The following is a 16,163-nucleotide window of genomic DNA, read 5'->3' as shown; positions in this document are numbered from 1 at the left end:
ATTTAAGGTTGCGCGTGACGATGGGCGGCCGAGTAGTTCCCGGTCACGTAGTGCTCGAGCTGACGTTCGATGTCGGTCAGCAGACTTGAAGCACCGATGCGGAACAGGTGCGGCTGCAGCCAGTCGTTGCCCAGTTCTTCCTTCATCACGGTCAGGTATTGCAGCGCCGACTTCGCCGTCGAGACGCCGCCGGCCGGCTTGTAGCCGACCTGGAAACCGGTCAGTTCGTGGTAGTCGCGAATCGCACGCACCATCACCAGCGAGACCGGGATGGTGGCGTTCACGCCTTCCTTGCCGGTCGAGGTCTTGATGAAGTCGGCACCGGCCATCATGCAGACCCACGAGGCTTTCGCCACGTTTTCCAGCGTGACCAGGTCACCGGTGGCCAGGATGGCTTTGACGTGCGCGTCGCCGCAGGCCTGGCGGTACGCCACCATCTCGTCGTACAGCGCCTGCCAGTTGCCCAGCAAGACGTGCTGGCGCGTGATGACGATGTCGATTTCGGTGGCGCCGGCAGCGACCGACAGTTCGATCTCGCGCAGCTTGGTTTCCATGCTCGACAGGCCAGCCGGGAATGCCGTCGACACCGCGGCGATCGGCAAGCGACCCTGCAGGACCTTGACGGCCGGCGTGATCATTTCGTGATACACGCAGACGGCGCCCGTGGTCAAGGTCTCGAGACCCAGCGCCTGCATCAGGTCGGCGCGCAGCGGGCGCATCGCCTTCATGCACAGGCGCTCGACACGGCCTGGCGTGTCGTCGCCCGACAGCGTGGTCAGGTCCATGCACTCGATCGCGCGCACCAGCCATGCAGCCTGGTATTCCTTCTTCACCGTGCGGCGGTTCGCGAGGCTCGCGGCGCGGCGGTCGGCCGCGTTGCGATTGACCTTGAGGCTGTTGATCAGGCCAAGGTCCAGGTCCATGGCGACGTTGCGTTTGAAGTCCAGCGGCTGGCTCATAGCTGTGCGATTCCGTTCGAAAGTGGTTTGACGCCGAGGTGCTTGGCCAGCGTGGCGCCGATGTCCGAGAAAGTGTCTGCGACCGGCAGCTCTTGCGGCGCGACGTTCGGGCCGAAGAAGATCATCGGGATGTATTCGCGGGTATGGTCCGAACCCGGCGCGGTCGGGTCGCACCCGTGGTCGGCGGTGAGTACGACCAGGTCGCCGTCCTTCAGCTTGGCCATGAATTCCGGCAGGCGCGCATCCAGCTCGTGCAGCGCATTGGCGTAGCCGGCGACGTCGCGGCGGTGGCCGAAGTGCATGTCGAAGTCGACGAAGTTGACGAACGTGAGCGACTTGTCGCCCGCTTCGTCGGCCACTTCCAGCAGGCGGTCGAACAGCGCCATATTGTCCGGCCCCTTGATCAGGCGTGTGACGCCCTGCCCCGCATAGATGTCGCTGATCTTGCCAAGCGCGAAGACGTCGCCGCCCGCATCCTTGACGTGATCCAGCAGCGTCGGCGCAACCGGCGGCACCGCGTAGTCGTGGCGGTTCGACGTGCGCTTGTAGTCGCCGTTGGCGCCCGTGAACGGACGCGCGATCACGCGGCCGATGTTGTACGGCTTGACCAGTTCATAGGCCGCTTCGCAGACGGCGTACAGGCGCTCCAGGCCGAAGTGCTCTTCGTGCGCAGCGATCTGCAGCACCGAGTCGGCGGACGTGTACAGGATTGGCTTGCCGCTAGCGACGTGCTCATCGCCGAAGTCGTTGATGACGGTGGTGCCTGACGCGTGGCAGTTGGCCAGCCAGCCCGGCACGCCGGTCAGTTCCTGCAGCTTGTCGGTGAGCTCCTTCGGGAACGACGGCACGGTCTTCGGAAAGTAGCCCCAGTCGAACAGCACCGGCACGCCGGCGATTTCCCAGTGGCCGCTTTGCGTGTCCTTGCCGGTCGACTGTTCGCGCGCGATGCCCCAGGCGCCGGTGAAACCGTCGCGCTGGCTGAAACCCGGCGCCCATTTGCCGCTGGCCTTGTGGCCGGCCGCGCCCAGGCCGAGGCGCTCCAGATTCGGCAGCGCCATCGGCTTGCCTTCTTTCGCGGCCCATTCGGCGATGTGGCCGAAGGTGTTGGCATCAAGGTCGCCATATTTGTCGGCGTCGGGCAGCGCGCCCAGGCCGAAGGAGTCCAGCAGGAGGATGAATGCACGGGACATTGGATCGCTCGCTTTCGGTAAGTGTGATTAAGCGTCTGCGCGTGGGGTCGAACCAAGGCGCTCGATATACGCGTGGATCAGCGTGACCATGTCCTTGGCCGCGATCGCCGCGTACTTCAGGGTCTGCTCGTGCGACAGCGCGAACGGCGACAGGCCTTCGGCCAGGTTCGTGATTGCCGACACCGCCGTCACTTTCAGGCCGCAGTGGCGCGCCGCGATGACTTCGGGGATCAGCGACATGCCGACGACATCGGCGCCCAGCGTCTTGAAGGCGCGGATTTCGGCGACGGTCTCGAAGTGCGGGCCGGCGGCAGCCAGGTACACGCCTTCGTTCAGCACGATGCCCTTCTCTTTCGCGACGGCCTTGACCTGCTCGCGCGTCTCGGCATCGTAGGCATTGGACATGCTGAAGAAACGCGGGCCGAAGCGCTCGTCGTTCGGGCCCGACATCGGGCTGCCCGGCAAGAAGTTGATGTGGTCAGTGATCGCGACCAGCGAGCCGGCATCGGCTTCGATGTTCAGCGAGCCGGCGGCATTGGTCACGAACAGCAGTTCGCAGCCGATCTGCTTGAGGGTACGCACGGCGTTGGTCATCACGCCCGGGCCATAGCCTTCGTAGAAGTGGCCGCGGCCCTTCATGCAGGCGACTGGCACGCCGGCCAACTCGCCCAGCACCAGCTCACCGGCGTGGCCGTGCACGGTGCTGATCGGGAAGCCCGGCAGGTCGGCGTAGCTGATCGAGACGGCGTCCGTCATCTGTTCGGCCAGCACACCCAGTCCGGAACCGAGGATCAGCGCGACGCGCGGTGCGAAGCCCGGCTTGCGGGCGCGGATGATGTCGGCGGCGTCGAACGGGAGATTGCTGGACATGTTATTCCTTGTGAGGTCTGGTGATGTGGGGAGATGGGATGAGGCTGGCGCGGCCTTCGCAGGCGCGGCGGCATCTGGTCAGCTGAATATTATAACTATGCATGAATGCCGATATGTATGGCAAATACACTTTTTCTTCCCGATTTATATGTTTTCGCGATAAATTAGCAGGCCCACGCCGACGTTGACGGCGCCATGACAAATGTCTAGCATTGCTGGACATAAGTTTAAATCATTTGCCGAGCGATGCCCAAAAAAGACCAGTTGTACGAGCTGATCCGCGCCAACCCGTTCATCTCCCAGCAAGACCTGGCGGCCCGGCTGGGTCTGTCGCGTTCGGCCGTGGCCAATTACATCGCCACCCTCGTGCGCGAACGCCGCATCCTCGGCCGCGCCTATGTGCTGCCGGATCACCGCCCCGTCGTCTGCATCGGCGCGTCGAACCTCGACCGCAAGCTGCGCTCGCTCGGCCCGCTGGCCCTGGGCACGTCGAATCCGGCGCGCCAGACGGAGTCGTTCGGCGGCGTGGCGCGCAATATTGCCGAGAACCTCGCGCGCCTGGGCGCCCCGACGAGCCTCATCACGGCAGTCGGCCCGGACGCCTCGGGCCGCGCGCTGCTCGCCCATGCCGACGAAGCGGGCATCGACACGCGCAGCGTGCTGCTGGTTGACGGCGCGGCCAGCGGCACCTACACGGCGGTGCTCGATGAGGATGGCGAAATGCGCGTCGCGCTGGCTGACATGGCGATCAACGACGCGCTCACGCCCGCGTTCTTTGCCAGCCGTGCGCCGCAGCGCGCGGGCGCCGCCCTAATCGTGGCCGACCTGAACCTGCCGCAGGATGCCGTGGCCGGGTTGCTGGGCGACGCGCTGGCGGGCGGCGTGCCGATGGTCGTCGTCGCCGTGTCCGAACCGAAGATCAACCGCCTGCCACGCGACCTGCGCGGCCTGCGTCTGTTGATCCTGAACCTGGGCGAACTGGCGGAACGCGCCGGCCACGCGATGGACAGCGAGGCCGCGATCGCGCGCGCCTGCCTTGATCTGCAAACCGACGGCGCGCAGGACGTGATCGTCACGCGCGGCGCCCAGGGCGTCATGTTTACAACGCCCGATGGCCTGCGCAGCCTGGCCGCACCGGCCGTTGACGTGGTCGACGTCACCGGTGCCGGCGACGCATTTGCCGCCGCCGTCTGCTGGAGCCTGTACAGCGGCGCCACATTGCTCGATCTGGCCTGCCGCCGCGGCCTGGCCCTGTCCGCCATGACCATCGGCTGCGCGCAGACCGTCTGCCCACAACTTGCGCCTGGACTGCTCGACGAACCTGCCGACAGCCCGCTCCTTCTTAAAGACTAACCAGAGACTACTCATGCACAACTTCCTCCTGCTCTCGCCCGAAGTGGCGGCCGCCCGCACCGCCGGCAAACCGATCGTCGCCCTCGAGTCGACCATCATCTCGCACGGCATGCCGTACCCGCAGAACGTGCGCACCGCGCGCGAAGTCGAGCAGATCATCCGCGACGCCGGCGCCGTGCCGGCCACGATCGCCGTCATCGCCGGCAAGATCTGCATCGGCCTGTCGGACGAGCAGCTCGAACTGCTCGGCTCCTCGCCGGACGCGATGAAAGTGAGCCGGCGCGACCTGGCCTACGTGCTGGCGCAGGCGCGCCTGGGCGCAACCACCGTCGCCGCGACGATGATCTGCGCGCAGCTGGCCGGCATCGAAGTGTTCGTCACCGGCGGCATTGGCGGCGTGCACCGCGGCGCCGAAACGAGCTTCGACATTTCGGCCGACCTGCAGGAACTGGCGCAGACCAGCGTGGCGGTCGTCTGCGCCGGCGTCAAATCGATCCTCGACATCGGCCTGACGCTCGAATACCTGGAAACGCATGGCGTGCCGGTGATCAGCGTCGGCCAGCCAGGCTTCCCGGCCTTCTTCACGCGCGAGAGCGGCTTCCAGGCCGACTTCCAGATCGATTCGCCCGAAGACCAGGCGGCGTTCATCCGCACCAAGTGGCAGCTTGGCTTGGCCGGCGGCGTCGTGGTGAGCAATCCGGTGCCGGCCGACGCTGCGATGGCGCCCGCCGAAATCGATGCCATCATCACGCAGGCGCTGGGCGAAGCGGCCAGCCAGAACGTGACCGGCAAGAAGGTCACGCCGTTCCTGCTGGGCCGCATCAAGGAGCTGACGGAGGGCCGCAGCCTGGCCACCAATATCGCGCTGGTCAAGCACAACGCGCTGATCGGCGCGCGCCTGGCCGTGGCACTGAACCACCGCGCGGCCTGAGTCGTCAGCGTAGCCGCCCATGTCGATCGACCTGAAACAACTGAAGTACTTCCTGGCCGTGGCTGAAGAGAAAAGCTTCAGCCGCGCCGCCGAGCGTCTGCACATTTCGCAGCCGCCGCTGTCGCAGCAGATCATGAAGCTTGAAAGCGAACTGGGGGTGCGCCTGTTTACCCGCACCACGCGCAGCTTCGAGCTGACCGTGGCCGGGCGCGCGCTGATGGTCGAGGCGGCCGACCTGCTGGGCCGGATGCGCATGACGATCGACACGATCCGCCAGATCGACCGCGGCCAGGTGGGCCGGCTGCGCGTGGGCATCGTCGGCTCGGCGATGTGGGGCCCGATCCCTGGCCTGCTCGAACGCTTCCAGACGGATTTCCCGCGCGTGACGTGGACGATCCACGAGCTGGGGCCGAACGACCAGTGGGAGGCGCTGCGCAACAAGCAGATCGACGTGGGCTTCTGGCGCGAGCCGCGCATCGAGGCGGACGTGCTGAAAGCCGCCAACCTGCGCCAGGAGCTGTGCTTCAAGGAGCAGTTCTGCGTGGCGGTCAATGCACGCCATCCGCTGGCGGGCCGCGATGCGATCTCGCTGCTCGACATCGCCGGCGAGCCGATGCTGACGCTGCACCTGGACCAGTCGGCCGAGCCGCGCTACTTGATGCAATGCTGCGTGAACGCGGGCTTCGAGCCGACCATTTTCCAGGAAGCGGCCGAGCCGCAGACGCTGCTGGCGATGGTGGGCGCCGGCCTGGGCGTGGCCCTGATGCCTGAAACGACGAGCCGCATCGGCTGGCCAGGGGTGCGCTTCCTGCCAATTAACGAGCATGCGCCGTCGGCCAACCTGTATATCAGTTACCCGGCGCAGGACGATGCGCCAGTGGTGCGGGCGTTTCTGAAAATCCTGTTCCCCGATCCACCAGCCGCGCGAACAATCGAACCGTGATTGTCCCGCCATGTATTGCCTTTTTGCATGCATGTGTATAATTTCTAGGCAGGAAACTACGCACGATTGAGGCCAATTAATTATTTTTTAACTTTGGGTCCGGTATGATAGTTATCAAGACCATCAATTTTCCAGAGGAGCTCGTATGACTACAGCAACGCCGCGCTACGACGGGCTCCGCCTGAAAAAATTCGACGACGCCGTGTTCGATGACATCGACACGCTGCGCTCGGCGATCGACGACCGCATTGAACAACTATTGAGCGCGAACGGCCAGTCCGACAGCCTGGCCAAGGCCATGCGCACATCGGCCCTGTCCGCTGGCAAGCGCATGCGTCCGCTGCTGGTCATGCTGGTGGCGCGCGACCTCGGCTGCGCCTCGCCTGCCCTGATCGACGTGGCCTGCTCGGTCGAACTGGTGCATGCGGCATCGTTGATCCTCGACGACCTGCCGTGCATGGACGACGCCAGCCTGCGCCGCGGCAAACCGGCCATCCACATCCAGTTCGGCGAAGACGTCGCCATCCTGGCCTCAGTGGCCCTCCTCAGCCGCGCCTTTGGCGTGCTGTCGCAATCCCAGGATATTCAGCCAGCCACCCGCGCGCGCCTGGTCGCGACGCTGGCGCAGACGGTGGGCGACCAGGGCCTCGTGCGCGGCCAGTTCGAAGACCTGCACGGCGGCGCCCGCTCGCCCGAGGCGATTGCCACCACCAACGAACTCAAGACCGGCCTGCTGCTGGGCGTTGCCGTCGATATGGCCGCGATCATGTGCCACGCCGACGACAGCGTGTCGCAGCAGCTGCGCGCCTTTGCGCTGGCGGCCGGTCAGGCATTCCAGATCAAGGATGACTTCCTGGACGGCGCCGGCAACGACAGCGCGATCACGGGCAAGGACACCGGCAAGGACATCGGCAAGGCCACCCTGATCAACACGCTCGGCTTCGACGAAGCGCAGCGCCGCCTGTCGGCCTGCCTGATCGAGGCTGACCGCTGCCTGGCCGCCGCCATCGGCGGCAAGGGCCGCACGCGGCACTTCATGGGCGCGTTGTTCGCCAAGGAAGCCAAGGGCGCGCGCTTCATCGCCGAACCTGCCAAGCCGCGCGAACTGCGCCCAAGTCCCCAGCTGGCCGAGTTGCGCCTGAACTGAATTCTCCGAATTGAATCTTTGATCTGATCACCCCTCGCATGGCGCACTTCGCGGTCGTGGCTCCGGCCCTGTATAGCCACTTCAACACGCTGATGGTGCTGGCGCGCGAACTCGTCACGCGGGGCCACCGCGTCACCTTCATCCATCGCCCGGACGCCGCCGCCTATGTCAAGGATGCGCGCGTCGGCTTTCACGCCATCGGCGCGGCTACCCATCCGGCCGGCTCGCTGCCTGCGATGCTCGCACGTGTGGCCAATCCCGGCAGCCCGCTGGGCCTGCGCCGCGTGATCCTCGACATGGCCGCCAGCACCGAGATGCTATGCCGCGAGCTGCCGGCCGCGCTGAAGGCGCTGCAGGTCGACTGCGTGCTGGCCGACCAGATGGAAGCCGCCGGCGGCATGGTCGCCGAAAGCATCGGCATGCCGTTCATTTCGATCGCGTGCGCCCTGCCCGTCAACCGCGAGCCGGGCATCCCGTTGCCGGTGATGCCGTTCGTGTACGAAGACAGCGGGCGCGCCTTCAAGATCGTCGAAGGCAGCACGCGCGTGTATGACTGGATGATGGGCCCGCACCACCGCGCGATCGCGGCACAGGCCGAACGCCTTGGCCTGCCACCGCGCAGCATGCTGCACGAGTGCCTGTCGCCGCTGGCGCAGATCGCGCAGATCGTGCCGGGCTTCGATTTCCCACGGCGCGAACTGCCGGCGCACTTCCACCATGTCGGGCCGCTGCATGCGGCCAATGTGGCACCGGCTTTAAGCCCGGAAGAACTGGCGCCGTTCCTGCCGCCAGCCTCCGGCACGCGCCCGTTCATCTACGCGTCGCTCGGCACCCTGGTGAGCGACCGCTACAGCCTCTTCAAGCGCATCGCCAAAGCCTGCAAGCAGCTCGATGCCGACCTCTTGATCGCCCATTGCGGCGGCCTGAATGACGCGCAGGTGCACTCGCTCGAAGCCATCGGCACGACGCGCGTGCACGCGTACGTGCCGCAACTGGCCGTGCTGGAACGTGCCGACGCCATCGTCTCGCATGCGGGCGCGAACACGATCATGGAAGCAGTGGCGGCGCGCACGCCCATCCTGGCGCTGCCCATTGCCTTCGACCACCCGGGCGGCGCCGCGCGTGTCGAGTACAGCGGCGTGGGCCTGCGCGCTTCACCGCGCATGAGCAGCGTGGCCGACCTGACGCGCAAGCTGCGCCGGCTGCTGGCCGAACCGGATTTCGCGGCACGCATGGCGCCGCTGTCCGACGCGATCCGCGTTGCCGGTGGCGCACCGCGCGCGGCCGACATCATCGAGACCGCACTGCACCTGCCGACGGCGGTGGCCAGCCATGGATGAACGCAGCAACAGTAGCCGCGATAGCATCGACCACGACCTGATCCTGGTCGGCGGCGGCCTGGCCAACAGCCTGATCGCCTGGCGCCTGCAGACCGAGCGCCCGGAACTGCGCATCCTGCTGCTCGAGCAGGGCCGGCATCTGGGCGGCAACCATACCTGGTCGTTCCACGACAGTGACCTGACTGCGGCCCAACTGCGCTGGATTGCGCCGCTCATCTCGCACCGCTGGCCGGGCTACGACGTCGTGTTTCCCGAGCATGCGCGCGCTTTGAATGGCAGGTATGCCAGCATCGCCTCGCCCGATTTCGCGCGCACGATCGAAGCCGCCCTCGGCCCGCTGCTGCGCACCGGCGTGCGGATCGATGCCGTCACGCCCACGAGCGTGCGCCTGGCCGATGGCACGCTGCTGCATGCGCACGCCGTCATCGACGGGCGCGGCCCCAGCGCCAGCCCGCACCTGGCGCTGGGCTACCAGACCTTTCTGGGCCAGGAAGTGCGCCTGCACGCGCCGCACGGCCTGACGCAGCCGGTGATCATGGATGCGAGCGTGGCCCAGCAAGGCGGCTACCGCTTCGTCTACCTGCTGCCGTTCGGCCCCGACCGCGTGCTGATCGAAGACACCCATTACGTCGACAGCGCCGTCTGGGAACCAGAACGGCTGCGCGCCAACATCGCCGCCTACGCCGCCGGGCGCGGCTGGCAGATCCGCGACGTGCTGCGCGAAGAACAGGGCTCGTTGCCGATCGTGCTGGCCGGCGACTTCGACCGCTTCTGGGATGCGCTGGACGGCCAGCCCACCGTCGGCCTGCGCGCCGGCCTGTTTCACCAGACGACCGGCTATTCGCTCCCGGTGGCCGTGCGCCTGGCCGAACGGATCGCGGCCCTGCCCGACCTCGCAGCGCCGTTTGCGGCACAATCACTGTTTGCGGCGATTCGAAAAGAAGCGCGCGATGAATGGCAGCGCCAGGGCTTTTTCCGCATGCTCAACCGCATGCTGTTCATGGCCGGCAGCCCCGACCACCGCTGGCACGTGATGCAACGCTTTTACCGCCTCGGCGCGCCGATGATCGCGCGCTTTTACGCCGGCCGCCTGACATTCGCCGACAAGCTGCGCCTGTTGACCGGCAAGCCGCCGGTCCCGGTCATGGAAGCATTCGTCGCCGTCCGCAAGACACAACCCCATCAGATCAGGAATCCCGAATGAACCAGATGAAAATCGAACCCAAGCGCGCCGTCGTGATCGGCGCCGGCTTCGGTGGCCTGGCCCTGGCCATCCGGCTGCAGGCCGGCGGCACGCAGACCACCCTGCTCGAAAAACGCGACAAGCCGGGCGGCCGCGCCTACGTCTACGAAGACCAGGGCTTCACGTTCGACGCCGGTCCGACCGTCATCACGGATCCGACCGCGATCGAAGAACTGTTCACGCTGTGCGGCAAGAAGATCGGCGACTACGTCGAGATGCTGCCGGTCACCCCGTTCTACCGCCTGTGCTGGGAAGACGGGACCTTCTTCGACTACGCGAACGACCAGGAAGCGCTCGACCGCCAGATCCATGCCCTCAATCCGGCTGACGTGGCCGGCTACCAGCGCTTTCTCGCCTATTCGAAAGCCGTATTCGACGAGGGTTACCTGAAGCTGGGCGCCGTGCCGTTCCTGTCGTTCCGCGACATGATCAACGCCGGCCCGAAACTGGCGCGCCTCGAAGCATGGAAGAGCGTCTACAGCATGGTCTCGCGCTTCGTGAAGAACGAGCACCTGCGCCAGGCCTTCTCGTTCCATTCGCTGCTGGTGGGCGGCAATCCATTTGCCACCAGCTCGATCTACACGCTGATCCACGCGCTGGAACGGCGCTGGGGCGTCTGGTTCCCGCGCGGCGGCACCGGTGCGCTCGTCAATGGCCTCGTGCGCCTGTTCCAGGACATGGGGGGCAAGCTTGAACTGAACGCCCCCGTGGCACGCATCGAAACCGTCGGCAACCTGGCCAGCGGCGTGCGGCTGGAAGATGGCCGCTGGTTCCCGGCCGACGCCGTCGCGTCGAATGCCGACGTCGTGCACACCTACGCCAACCTGCTGAGCAACCACGGCCGCGGCAGCAGCCAGGGCGAAGCGCTGCGCAAGAAGCGCTGGAGCAATTCGCTGTTCGTGATCTACTTCGGCCTGAACAAGCACCATGAGCAGCTGCAGCACCACACGGTCTGCTTCGGCGCGCGCTACAAGGACCTGATCACCGAAATCTTCAAGAGCGACAAGCTGGCCGACGACTTTTCGCTGTATCTGCACGCGCCGTGCGTGACCGACCCGTCGCTGGCGCCACCAGGCTGCGGCAGCCACTACGTGCTGGCGCCAGTGCCGCACCTGGGCAATGCGCCGATCGACTGGGATGTCGAAGGGCCGCGCTACCGCGACCGCATCTTCGACTATCTGGAAAAGCGCTACATGCCGGGCCTGCGCAGCCAGCTGGTCACGAGCCGCATCTTCACGCCGAACGACTTCCGCGACGAGCTCAATGCCCACGTGGGCTCGGCCTTCTCGCTCGAGCCGATCCTGACGCAAAGCGCCTGGTTCCGCCCGCACAACCGCGACGCCGAACTGCCGAACCTGTACCTGGTCGGCGCCGGTACCCACCCGGGCGCGGGCGTACCGGGCGTGATCGGTTCGGCCAAGGCCACGGCCGGCCTGATGCTCGAAGGTGTCAACGCGGGAGCGCATGCCGGAGGGCTGCGATGACGACGCAGGCCGGCGAGAACCTGATGGCGCACGCGACCCAGACCATCGAGGTCGGGTCGAAGAGCTTTGCAGCGGCGGCCAAACTGTTCCCGCCGGCCACGCGCCGCGCCGTGCTGATGCTGTACGCGTGGTGCCGTCACTGTGACGACGTCGTCGACGGCCAGGAATTGGGCTTTGCCAGCGCCCCGGTGGCGCAGGCCACGCACAATGCGCCGTTCGAACTCGACCGGCTGTACGACAACACGCGCCGCGCCTACGAGGGCGAGCCGATGCGCGACCCCGCCTTTGCCGCGTTCCAGGAAGTGGCGCTCGGCCACGCGATCGCGCCGCGCTATGCGTACGATCACCTGGCCGGCTTTGCGATGGACGTCAACGAGGCGCGCTACCGCACGATCGACGACACGCTGCGCTACTGCTACCACGTGGCCGGCGTCGTCGGCCTGATGATGGCGTCGATCATGGGCGCGCGCGACGAAGCGGTGCTCGACCGGGCCTGCGACCTGGGGCTCGCGTTCCAGCTGACGAATATCGCACGCGACATCATCGACGACGCCGCCATCGGCCGCTGCTACGTGCCGGACGCCTGGCTGATCGAAGCCGGCATCCAGCCCGACCTCGTCGCGCTGCCGCGCCACCGGGCCGCGCTGGCGACAGTGGCTGCGCGCCTGGTGGACCATGCGGAGCCATACTACGCGTCGGCGTCAATTGGTCTGGCAGCGTTGCCGCTGCGTTCGGCGTGGGCGATTGCCACGGCGCGCAATGTGTATCGGCAGATCGGAGTGGAAGTAAAACGGCGCGGACCGCGCGCGTGGGACAAGCGGGTCGGCACGTCGAAGGCGACCAAGCTGCGCCTGCTCGCGCTGGGCGGGCTGCAGGCGCTGGCCTCGCGTTTTGGGTCTAGTCGCGAGTTGCCGGCGCGGCGTGGTCTGTGGCAGCGGCCTGGCCGCGCGGACCCCGCAGCTGGTTCTGCTGGGCCTGCAACTGCTGCTTGAGTTTGGTGACGGGCGGCGCGTACAGGAAGCCGAACGACACGGCGCCCTCTTTGCCCTCGACCGCATGGTGCATGCGGTGGGCCTGGTACAGGCGCTTGAAGTAGCCGCTGCGCGGCACGTAGCGGAACGGCCAGCGCTGGTGCACCAGGCCATCGTGAGCGATGAAATACAGCAGGCCGTAGCCGGTCATGCCGGCGCCGATCCATTCGATGCGCCCGTAGCCGCGCGTGCCGAACCAGATCAGGGCAATGGCGATGCCGGCAAAGACGACGGCGTACAGGTCGTTCTTTTCGAACCAGCCGGTACGCGGCTCGTGGTGCGAGCGATGCCAGCCCCAGCCGAAGCCGTGCATGATGTACTTGTGCGCGACGATGGAAAACACTTCCATGAAGGCGATGGTGGCGATAACGATGAGCGCGTTGAGCAGCATAATGAAGTAAGCGCCTTGATGGGATGGCGGGCATGGAAGCGGATGCCGACAGCCTAACATGCGACCGCCGCGCACGGTAGCGCGACGCTGGCGCAGCCATGGCGGCAGGCGGTCAAACACGATACACCAACAATTGAACCATTGGAGAATACATGCAATCGACTTTCCGTACTTTAGCACTCGCCGCAGCATTCTGCGCCGCAGGCAGCGCCTCGGCCGCATCGATCGAAGTGCGCGTCCAGGGCGTCACGGCCAAGGGCAAGGTGCTCGTCGCCGTGTGCGACAAGACGACCTTCCTGAAGGATTGCGCGTATTCCGGCTCGGCCCCGGCCAAGGCAGGCGAGACGGTCGTCACGGTCGACGGCGTGCCAACCGGTTCGTGGGCCGTGCTGTCGTATCAGGACGAGAATGACAACGGCAAGCTCGATCGCAACGTGCTGGGCATCCCGAAAGAGCCGTACGCATTCAGCCGCGATGCCCGCGGCCGTTTCGGTCCGCCGAGCTTCGAGGATGCAGCGTTCGAGCTGCGTGACGAAAAAGCCGTCACCACGATCAAGCTGCGCTGATCGCTGTCAGTGCGTCGCACCGCCCGCTTCGCGCAGGTCGGTGTCGACGCCGAGCGTGACTTCCACCGCCAGCTTGACCCCGGCGATGATATCTTCCAGCGCCATCGACGGTGGCGCATCCGGTCGCGCGGCCGCCTGCTCGGGCAAAAACGGCACGTGAATAAACCCCGCCTTGATCGGCTGCGGCTGCATCGCAGCGTGATGCATCAAGCCATAGAACACATGGTTGCAGACGAACGTGCCGGCCGTCTGCGAGACCCCCGCCACCAGCCCCCGTGCACGCAGCGCGTGCACGATCGCCTTGATCGGGAGCGTCGAGAAATACGCGGCCGGGCCGTCGGCGGCAATCGCCGTATCGACCGGCTGCTGCCCTCCGTTGTCGAGAATCGACGCATCGTCGACATTGATCGCCACCCGCTCGACCGAAATATCGGGCCGCCCGCCTGCCTGGCCCACCGCGATGACGACATCCGGATGCAGCTCGTCGATCAGCGCCGTCAGATCCTCGATGGCGTCGCCGAACACGCACGGCAACTGGCGCACCTCGACCTGGAAGCCCTCGCCCTGCCAGCCTTCCAGCGCGCGCACGGCCTCCCAGGCCGGATTGATGGTGGCGCCATTGAACGGCTCGAAGCCCGTCAGAAGAACAGTCTTGATCATCACAGGTTCATCAAAAAGTAGAGCAGGAAAATATTCGCCACCAGGATCGGCAGTGCACTCGGGATCTGGGCCCGGATCACGGCGTTCTTGTCGGGCAGTTCCAGCAGCGCCGCCGGCACGATATTGAAGTTGGCCGCCATCGGCGTCATCAGGGTACCGCAATACGCGCTGAACATGCCGATTGCCGCCATCACGGCCGGGTTGGCGCCGTACACGCCCACCAGCACCGGAATCCCGACGCCGCCGGCCATGACGGGAAACGCGGCAAAGCCGTTGCCCATCACGATCGTAAACAGCGCCATGCCGAGGCAGTACACGGCCACCGCGATGAATGCCGAGTCCAGCCCGATATAGGTCGTCGTCAGGTGCGCGACCGCCTTGCCCACGCCGGCCTCGGAAAACAGCAGGCCAAGCACGGCCAGGATGTGCGGCAGCACGACCGCCCAGCTCATCGCATCGACCAGGCGGCGCGCTTCACGCACGCCCTGCAGCGGCGTGGCGCGCGTGAGCCAGCACGCGGCAATCAATGCCACGACCGCGCCGCAACCCATGCTCACGATCGTGATGTGGGCTGGATCAAGCAGCGGCAGGCCGCCCAGCTGCACATCCTTCAACAGGGTCGCGCCGATGACGGTCACCAGCGGCAGCAGCAGCGCCGGGATGAACAGGCGGTTGCCCAGCCGCGCAGCGCTGGCCTGGCGTGCTTCCGGGGCCAGCGCCCTGGGCTGGCCGGCTTTCACACCGCCAAAGCCGGCCAGCAGCGCCATGCCGATCATCAGGGCGCCCACCGCGGCCAGCGGCAGCGCATCTCCCGCCAGGTACAGCAGCGCGTACAGGCCCCAGAACAGGGCCGTCGTAACCCGGCGCGGATTGCTGCGGTCCACCAGGTTCATGATGGCCACGGCCGCCAGCAGCAGGCCGACGAGGATGTAGATGTGATCGATCGAGAGCGTCATGCGGCGCCCTTCTCGTCCAGCACGGCGCGGGCAATCTCGGCATCCAGGCGGCGCAGGTTCCAGGCGTGGATGATGAACGCCGTGATCGCCGTCGGGATGCCCCATAGCGCGATATGCAGCGGATTGACCTCGATGCCTTCGGCCTGCAGGATCGTGTGCATCAGGACGATGGCGCCGAACGCGACAAAAATGTCTTCGCCGAAGAACAGGCCGATATTGTCGGTGGCGGCCGACATCGCCCGGATGCGGTAGCGGATGCGCTGCGGCAGCGGACCGTGTTGCGCTTCAGCCGCGGCTTCGGCCATCGGCGCGACCAGCGGGCGCACCATCGTCGGATGGCCGCCCAGGCTGGTCAGGCCCAGCGCCGCCGTGCTTTCGCGGGCAAACAGGTAGACGATCAACAGGCGCCCGGCGGTAGCCGAGCGCACCTTGCCAATGGCTGCCTGGGCACGGTCACGCAGACCGAAGCGCTCGAGCAGGCCGATGGCGGCCAGCGGCAGCAGCAGGATGAGTGGCAGGTTGCGGGTCTTGAGGAAGGCAGCGCCGAGCGTTTCGAGCAGCGTCATGACGGACATCGCAGCGGCAACCCCGGTCACGCCGCAGGCGGCCACCGCGACCAGCACCGGATTGGCGCGCAGCACAAACCCGACCACGATGACGACCACGCCGAGCAGTGGCCACAGATTCACAGCAGATTGCATTGCATTCCCCGGCGGTGATAAACGCGGGCAATCTTACCCGATGTTCATTGGGCGCCGAGGCGAATCTCAGACAGGATCAGCCGGGCCGGACGGGATTGGTCGCCAGGTCGCCGACGACCGTGTTCCACTGGCGCACGTGGAAGGCGCGCACGAGGCCATTGAGCACGTAGGGGTCGCGCGCCGCGAACAGCTGCACCAGCTCCGCGGTCTCACAGTCGAACACCAGAACAGCCTTGTCGGCCGGCTCGGCCATGGCGCCGGCAAGAATCAGCTCGCCACGCTCCTGGGCTTCCCACGCCAGCGCCAGGTGGGCGTCGCGAAATTCGCCGCGGCGTTCGAGATAGTCGGGGGCCAGATCATAGGTCAGAAGAAAATGCACGAAGACTCCAGGAGATGGC

17 protein-coding genes are annotated in these 16,163 nt (G+C 66.3%); 9 read left to right on the top strand and 8 right to left on the bottom strand.

The annotated features are described in order from the left end of the window. Window positions 1–2 precede the first annotated feature (2 nt). From deoC to xapA, 3 genes are read right to left on the bottom strand one after another with little or no spacing between them, the layout of a single operon-like run. The gene (deoC, locus tag AC1MGT_RS16475; protein WP_499501070.1) at window positions 3–959 is read right to left on the bottom strand and encodes a deoxyribose-phosphate aldolase; all 957 of its coding nucleotides are present in this window, start codon (window positions 957–959) and stop codon (window positions 3–5) included. Next, window positions 956–2,149, bottom strand: a complete 1,194-nt coding sequence (locus tag AC1MGT_RS16470) for a phosphopentomutase (RefSeq protein WP_499501069.1) — start codon at window positions 2,147–2,149, stop codon at window positions 956–958. Before AC1MGT_RS16470 ends, deoC begins: the two co-directional genes overlap by 4 nt. 27 nt (window positions 2,150–2,176) lie before the next feature. Continuing rightward, window positions 2,177–3,019 carry a xanthosine phosphorylase gene (gene xapA / locus AC1MGT_RS16465; protein ID WP_258836453.1) on the bottom strand — a complete coding sequence of 281 codons (843 nt, stop codon included), beginning with the start codon at window positions 3,017–3,019 and terminating at the stop codon, window positions 2,177–2,179. 246 nt (window positions 3,020–3,265) lie between these two features. On the opposite strand from xapA, the gene AC1MGT_RS16460 reads away from it, so the two are divergent. The 8 genes from AC1MGT_RS16460 to crtB all read left to right on the top strand — a co-directional run bounded on the left by AC1MGT_RS16460 (window position 3,266) and on the right by crtB (window position 12,452). Further along, window positions 3,266–4,372 (top strand): carbohydrate kinase, encoded by a 1,107-nt coding sequence (locus tag AC1MGT_RS16460; RefSeq protein WP_499501068.1) that lies wholly within the window; start codon window positions 3,266–3,268, stop codon window positions 4,370–4,372. Window positions 4,373–4,385: 13 nt separating this feature from the next. After that, window positions 4,386–5,303 (top strand): pseudouridine-5'-phosphate glycosidase, encoded by a 918-nt coding sequence (locus AC1MGT_RS16455; protein ID WP_499501067.1) that lies wholly within the window; start codon window positions 4,386–4,388, stop codon window positions 5,301–5,303. A 19-nt stretch (window positions 5,304–5,322) separates the two neighbouring features. Continuing rightward, window positions 5,323–6,246 (top strand): LysR family transcriptional regulator, encoded by a 924-nt coding sequence (locus AC1MGT_RS16450; RefSeq protein WP_499501066.1) that lies wholly within the window; start codon window positions 5,323–5,325, stop codon window positions 6,244–6,246. A gap of 145 nt (window positions 6,247–6,391) precedes the next feature. Then, on the top strand, window positions 6,392–7,393 hold the full coding sequence (locus AC1MGT_RS16445) for a polyprenyl synthetase family protein (protein WP_499501065.1): 1,002 nt from the start codon (window positions 6,392–6,394) through the stop codon (window positions 7,391–7,393). A gap of 38 nt (window positions 7,394–7,431) precedes the next feature. Continuing rightward, window positions 7,432–8,733, top strand: coding sequence for a glycosyltransferase (locus tag AC1MGT_RS16440; RefSeq protein ID WP_499501064.1), 1,302 nt, complete (start codon window positions 7,432–7,434; stop codon window positions 8,731–8,733). Further along, window positions 8,726–9,937: a lycopene beta-cyclase CrtY gene (gene crtY, locus AC1MGT_RS16435; RefSeq protein ID WP_499501063.1), complete on the top strand. Its 1,212-nt coding sequence runs from the start codon at window positions 8,726–8,728 to the stop codon at window positions 9,935–9,937. The genes AC1MGT_RS16440 and crtY overlap by 8 nt, the downstream gene beginning before the upstream one ends. Next, on the top strand, window positions 9,934–11,460 hold the full coding sequence (locus AC1MGT_RS16430) for a phytoene desaturase (protein ID WP_258836460.1): 1,527 nt from the start codon (window positions 9,934–9,936) through the stop codon (window positions 11,458–11,460). Before crtY ends, AC1MGT_RS16430 begins: the two co-directional genes overlap by 4 nt. Further along, window positions 11,457–12,452, top strand: coding sequence for a 15-cis-phytoene synthase CrtB (gene crtB / locus AC1MGT_RS16425; RefSeq protein ID WP_499501062.1), 996 nt, complete (start codon window positions 11,457–11,459; stop codon window positions 12,450–12,452). Before AC1MGT_RS16430 ends, crtB begins: the two co-directional genes overlap by 4 nt. On the opposite strand, the gene AC1MGT_RS16420 is transcribed toward crtB, so the two are convergent. Then, window positions 12,358–12,882: a sterol desaturase family protein gene (locus AC1MGT_RS16420; RefSeq protein WP_499501061.1), complete on the bottom strand. Its 525-nt coding sequence runs from the start codon at window positions 12,880–12,882 to the stop codon at window positions 12,358–12,360. The two genes, crtB and AC1MGT_RS16420, sit on opposite strands and share 95 nt — an antisense overlap. 152 nt (window positions 12,883–13,034) lie before the next feature. Here AC1MGT_RS16420 and AC1MGT_RS16415 point away from each other — a divergent pair, with 152 nt between their 5' ends. Then, on the top strand, window positions 13,035–13,448 hold the full coding sequence (locus tag AC1MGT_RS16415) for a DUF2141 domain-containing protein (RefSeq protein WP_183557394.1): 414 nt from the start codon (window positions 13,035–13,037) through the stop codon (window positions 13,446–13,448). A gap of 6 nt (window positions 13,449–13,454) precedes the next feature. Here the strand turns inward: AC1MGT_RS16415 and pcp are convergent, their stop codons facing one another. The 4 genes from pcp to AC1MGT_RS16395 form a co-directional block, all read right to left on the bottom strand. Further along, window positions 13,455–14,105, bottom strand: a complete 651-nt coding sequence (gene pcp, locus AC1MGT_RS16410) for a pyroglutamyl-peptidase I (protein ID WP_499504303.1) — start codon at window positions 14,103–14,105, stop codon at window positions 13,455–13,457. A 2-nt stretch (window positions 14,106–14,107) separates the two neighbouring features. Then, entirely contained in the window at window positions 14,108–15,064 is a 957-nt protein-coding gene (locus AC1MGT_RS16405) for a DUF979 domain-containing protein (RefSeq protein WP_499501060.1), read from the bottom strand. Continuing rightward, complete coding sequence (locus tag AC1MGT_RS16400; RefSeq protein WP_499501059.1) at window positions 15,061–15,765, bottom strand: DUF969 domain-containing protein; 705 nt, start codon at window positions 15,763–15,765, stop codon at window positions 15,061–15,063. Before AC1MGT_RS16400 ends, AC1MGT_RS16405 begins: the two co-directional genes overlap by 4 nt. A gap of 76 nt (window positions 15,766–15,841) precedes the next feature. Beyond that, window positions 15,842–16,144, bottom strand: coding sequence for a YciI-like protein (locus tag AC1MGT_RS16395; protein WP_183557384.1), 303 nt, complete (start codon window positions 16,142–16,144; stop codon window positions 15,842–15,844). Between the last annotated feature and the right edge of the window lie 19 nt (window positions 16,145–16,163).

The organism is Telluria sp. BA11 (assembly GCF_056680305.1).
Note: the sequence above shows the minus strand (reverse complement) of the source record. Positions and strands in the feature narration are given on the sequence as shown.

Bases quoted from the DNA above. Each gene is read 5' to 3' on its own strand.
- AC1MGT_RS16430 (WP_258836460.1), top strand. From the start codon at position 9,934: ATGAACCAGATGAAAATCGAACCCAAGCGCGCCGTCGTGATCGGCGCC.
- AC1MGT_RS16420 (WP_499501061.1), bottom strand. From the start codon at position 12,882: ATGCTGCTCAACGCGCTCATCGTTATCGCCACCATCGCCTTCATGGAA.
- crtB (WP_499501062.1), top strand. From the start codon at position 11,457: ATGACGACGCAGGCCGGCGAGAACCTGATGGCGCACGCGACCCAGACC.
- AC1MGT_RS16445 (WP_499501065.1), top strand. From the start codon at position 6,392: ATGACTACAGCAACGCCGCGCTACGACGGGCTCCGCCTGAAAAAATTC.
- AC1MGT_RS16455 (WP_499501067.1), top strand. From the start codon at position 4,386: ATGCACAACTTCCTCCTGCTCTCGCCCGAAGTGGCGGCCGCCCGCACC.
- AC1MGT_RS16470 (WP_499501069.1), bottom strand. From the start codon at position 2,149: ATGTCCCGTGCATTCATCCTCCTGCTGGACTCCTTCGGCCTGGGCGCG.
- deoC (WP_499501070.1), bottom strand. From the start codon at position 959: ATGAGCCAGCCGCTGGACTTCAAACGCAACGTCGCCATGGACCTGGAC.
- AC1MGT_RS16440 (WP_499501064.1), top strand. From the start codon at position 7,432: ATGGCGCACTTCGCGGTCGTGGCTCCGGCCCTGTATAGCCACTTCAAC.
- AC1MGT_RS16400 (WP_499501059.1), bottom strand. From the start codon at position 15,765: ATGCAATCTGCTGTGAATCTGTGGCCACTGCTCGGCGTGGTCGTCATC.
- AC1MGT_RS16450 (WP_499501066.1), top strand. From the start codon at position 5,323: ATGTCGATCGACCTGAAACAACTGAAGTACTTCCTGGCCGTGGCTGAA.
- crtY (WP_499501063.1), top strand. From the start codon at position 8,726: ATGGATGAACGCAGCAACAGTAGCCGCGATAGCATCGACCACGACCTG.
- AC1MGT_RS16460 (WP_499501068.1), top strand. From the start codon at position 3,266: ATGCCCAAAAAAGACCAGTTGTACGAGCTGATCCGCGCCAACCCGTTC.
- xapA (WP_258836453.1), bottom strand. From the start codon at position 3,019: ATGTCCAGCAATCTCCCGTTCGACGCCGCCGACATCATCCGCGCCCGC.
- AC1MGT_RS16415 (WP_183557394.1), top strand. From the start codon at position 13,035: ATGCAATCGACTTTCCGTACTTTAGCACTCGCCGCAGCATTCTGCGCC.
- AC1MGT_RS16405 (WP_499501060.1), bottom strand. From the start codon at position 15,064: ATGACGCTCTCGATCGATCACATCTACATCCTCGTCGGCCTGCTGCTG.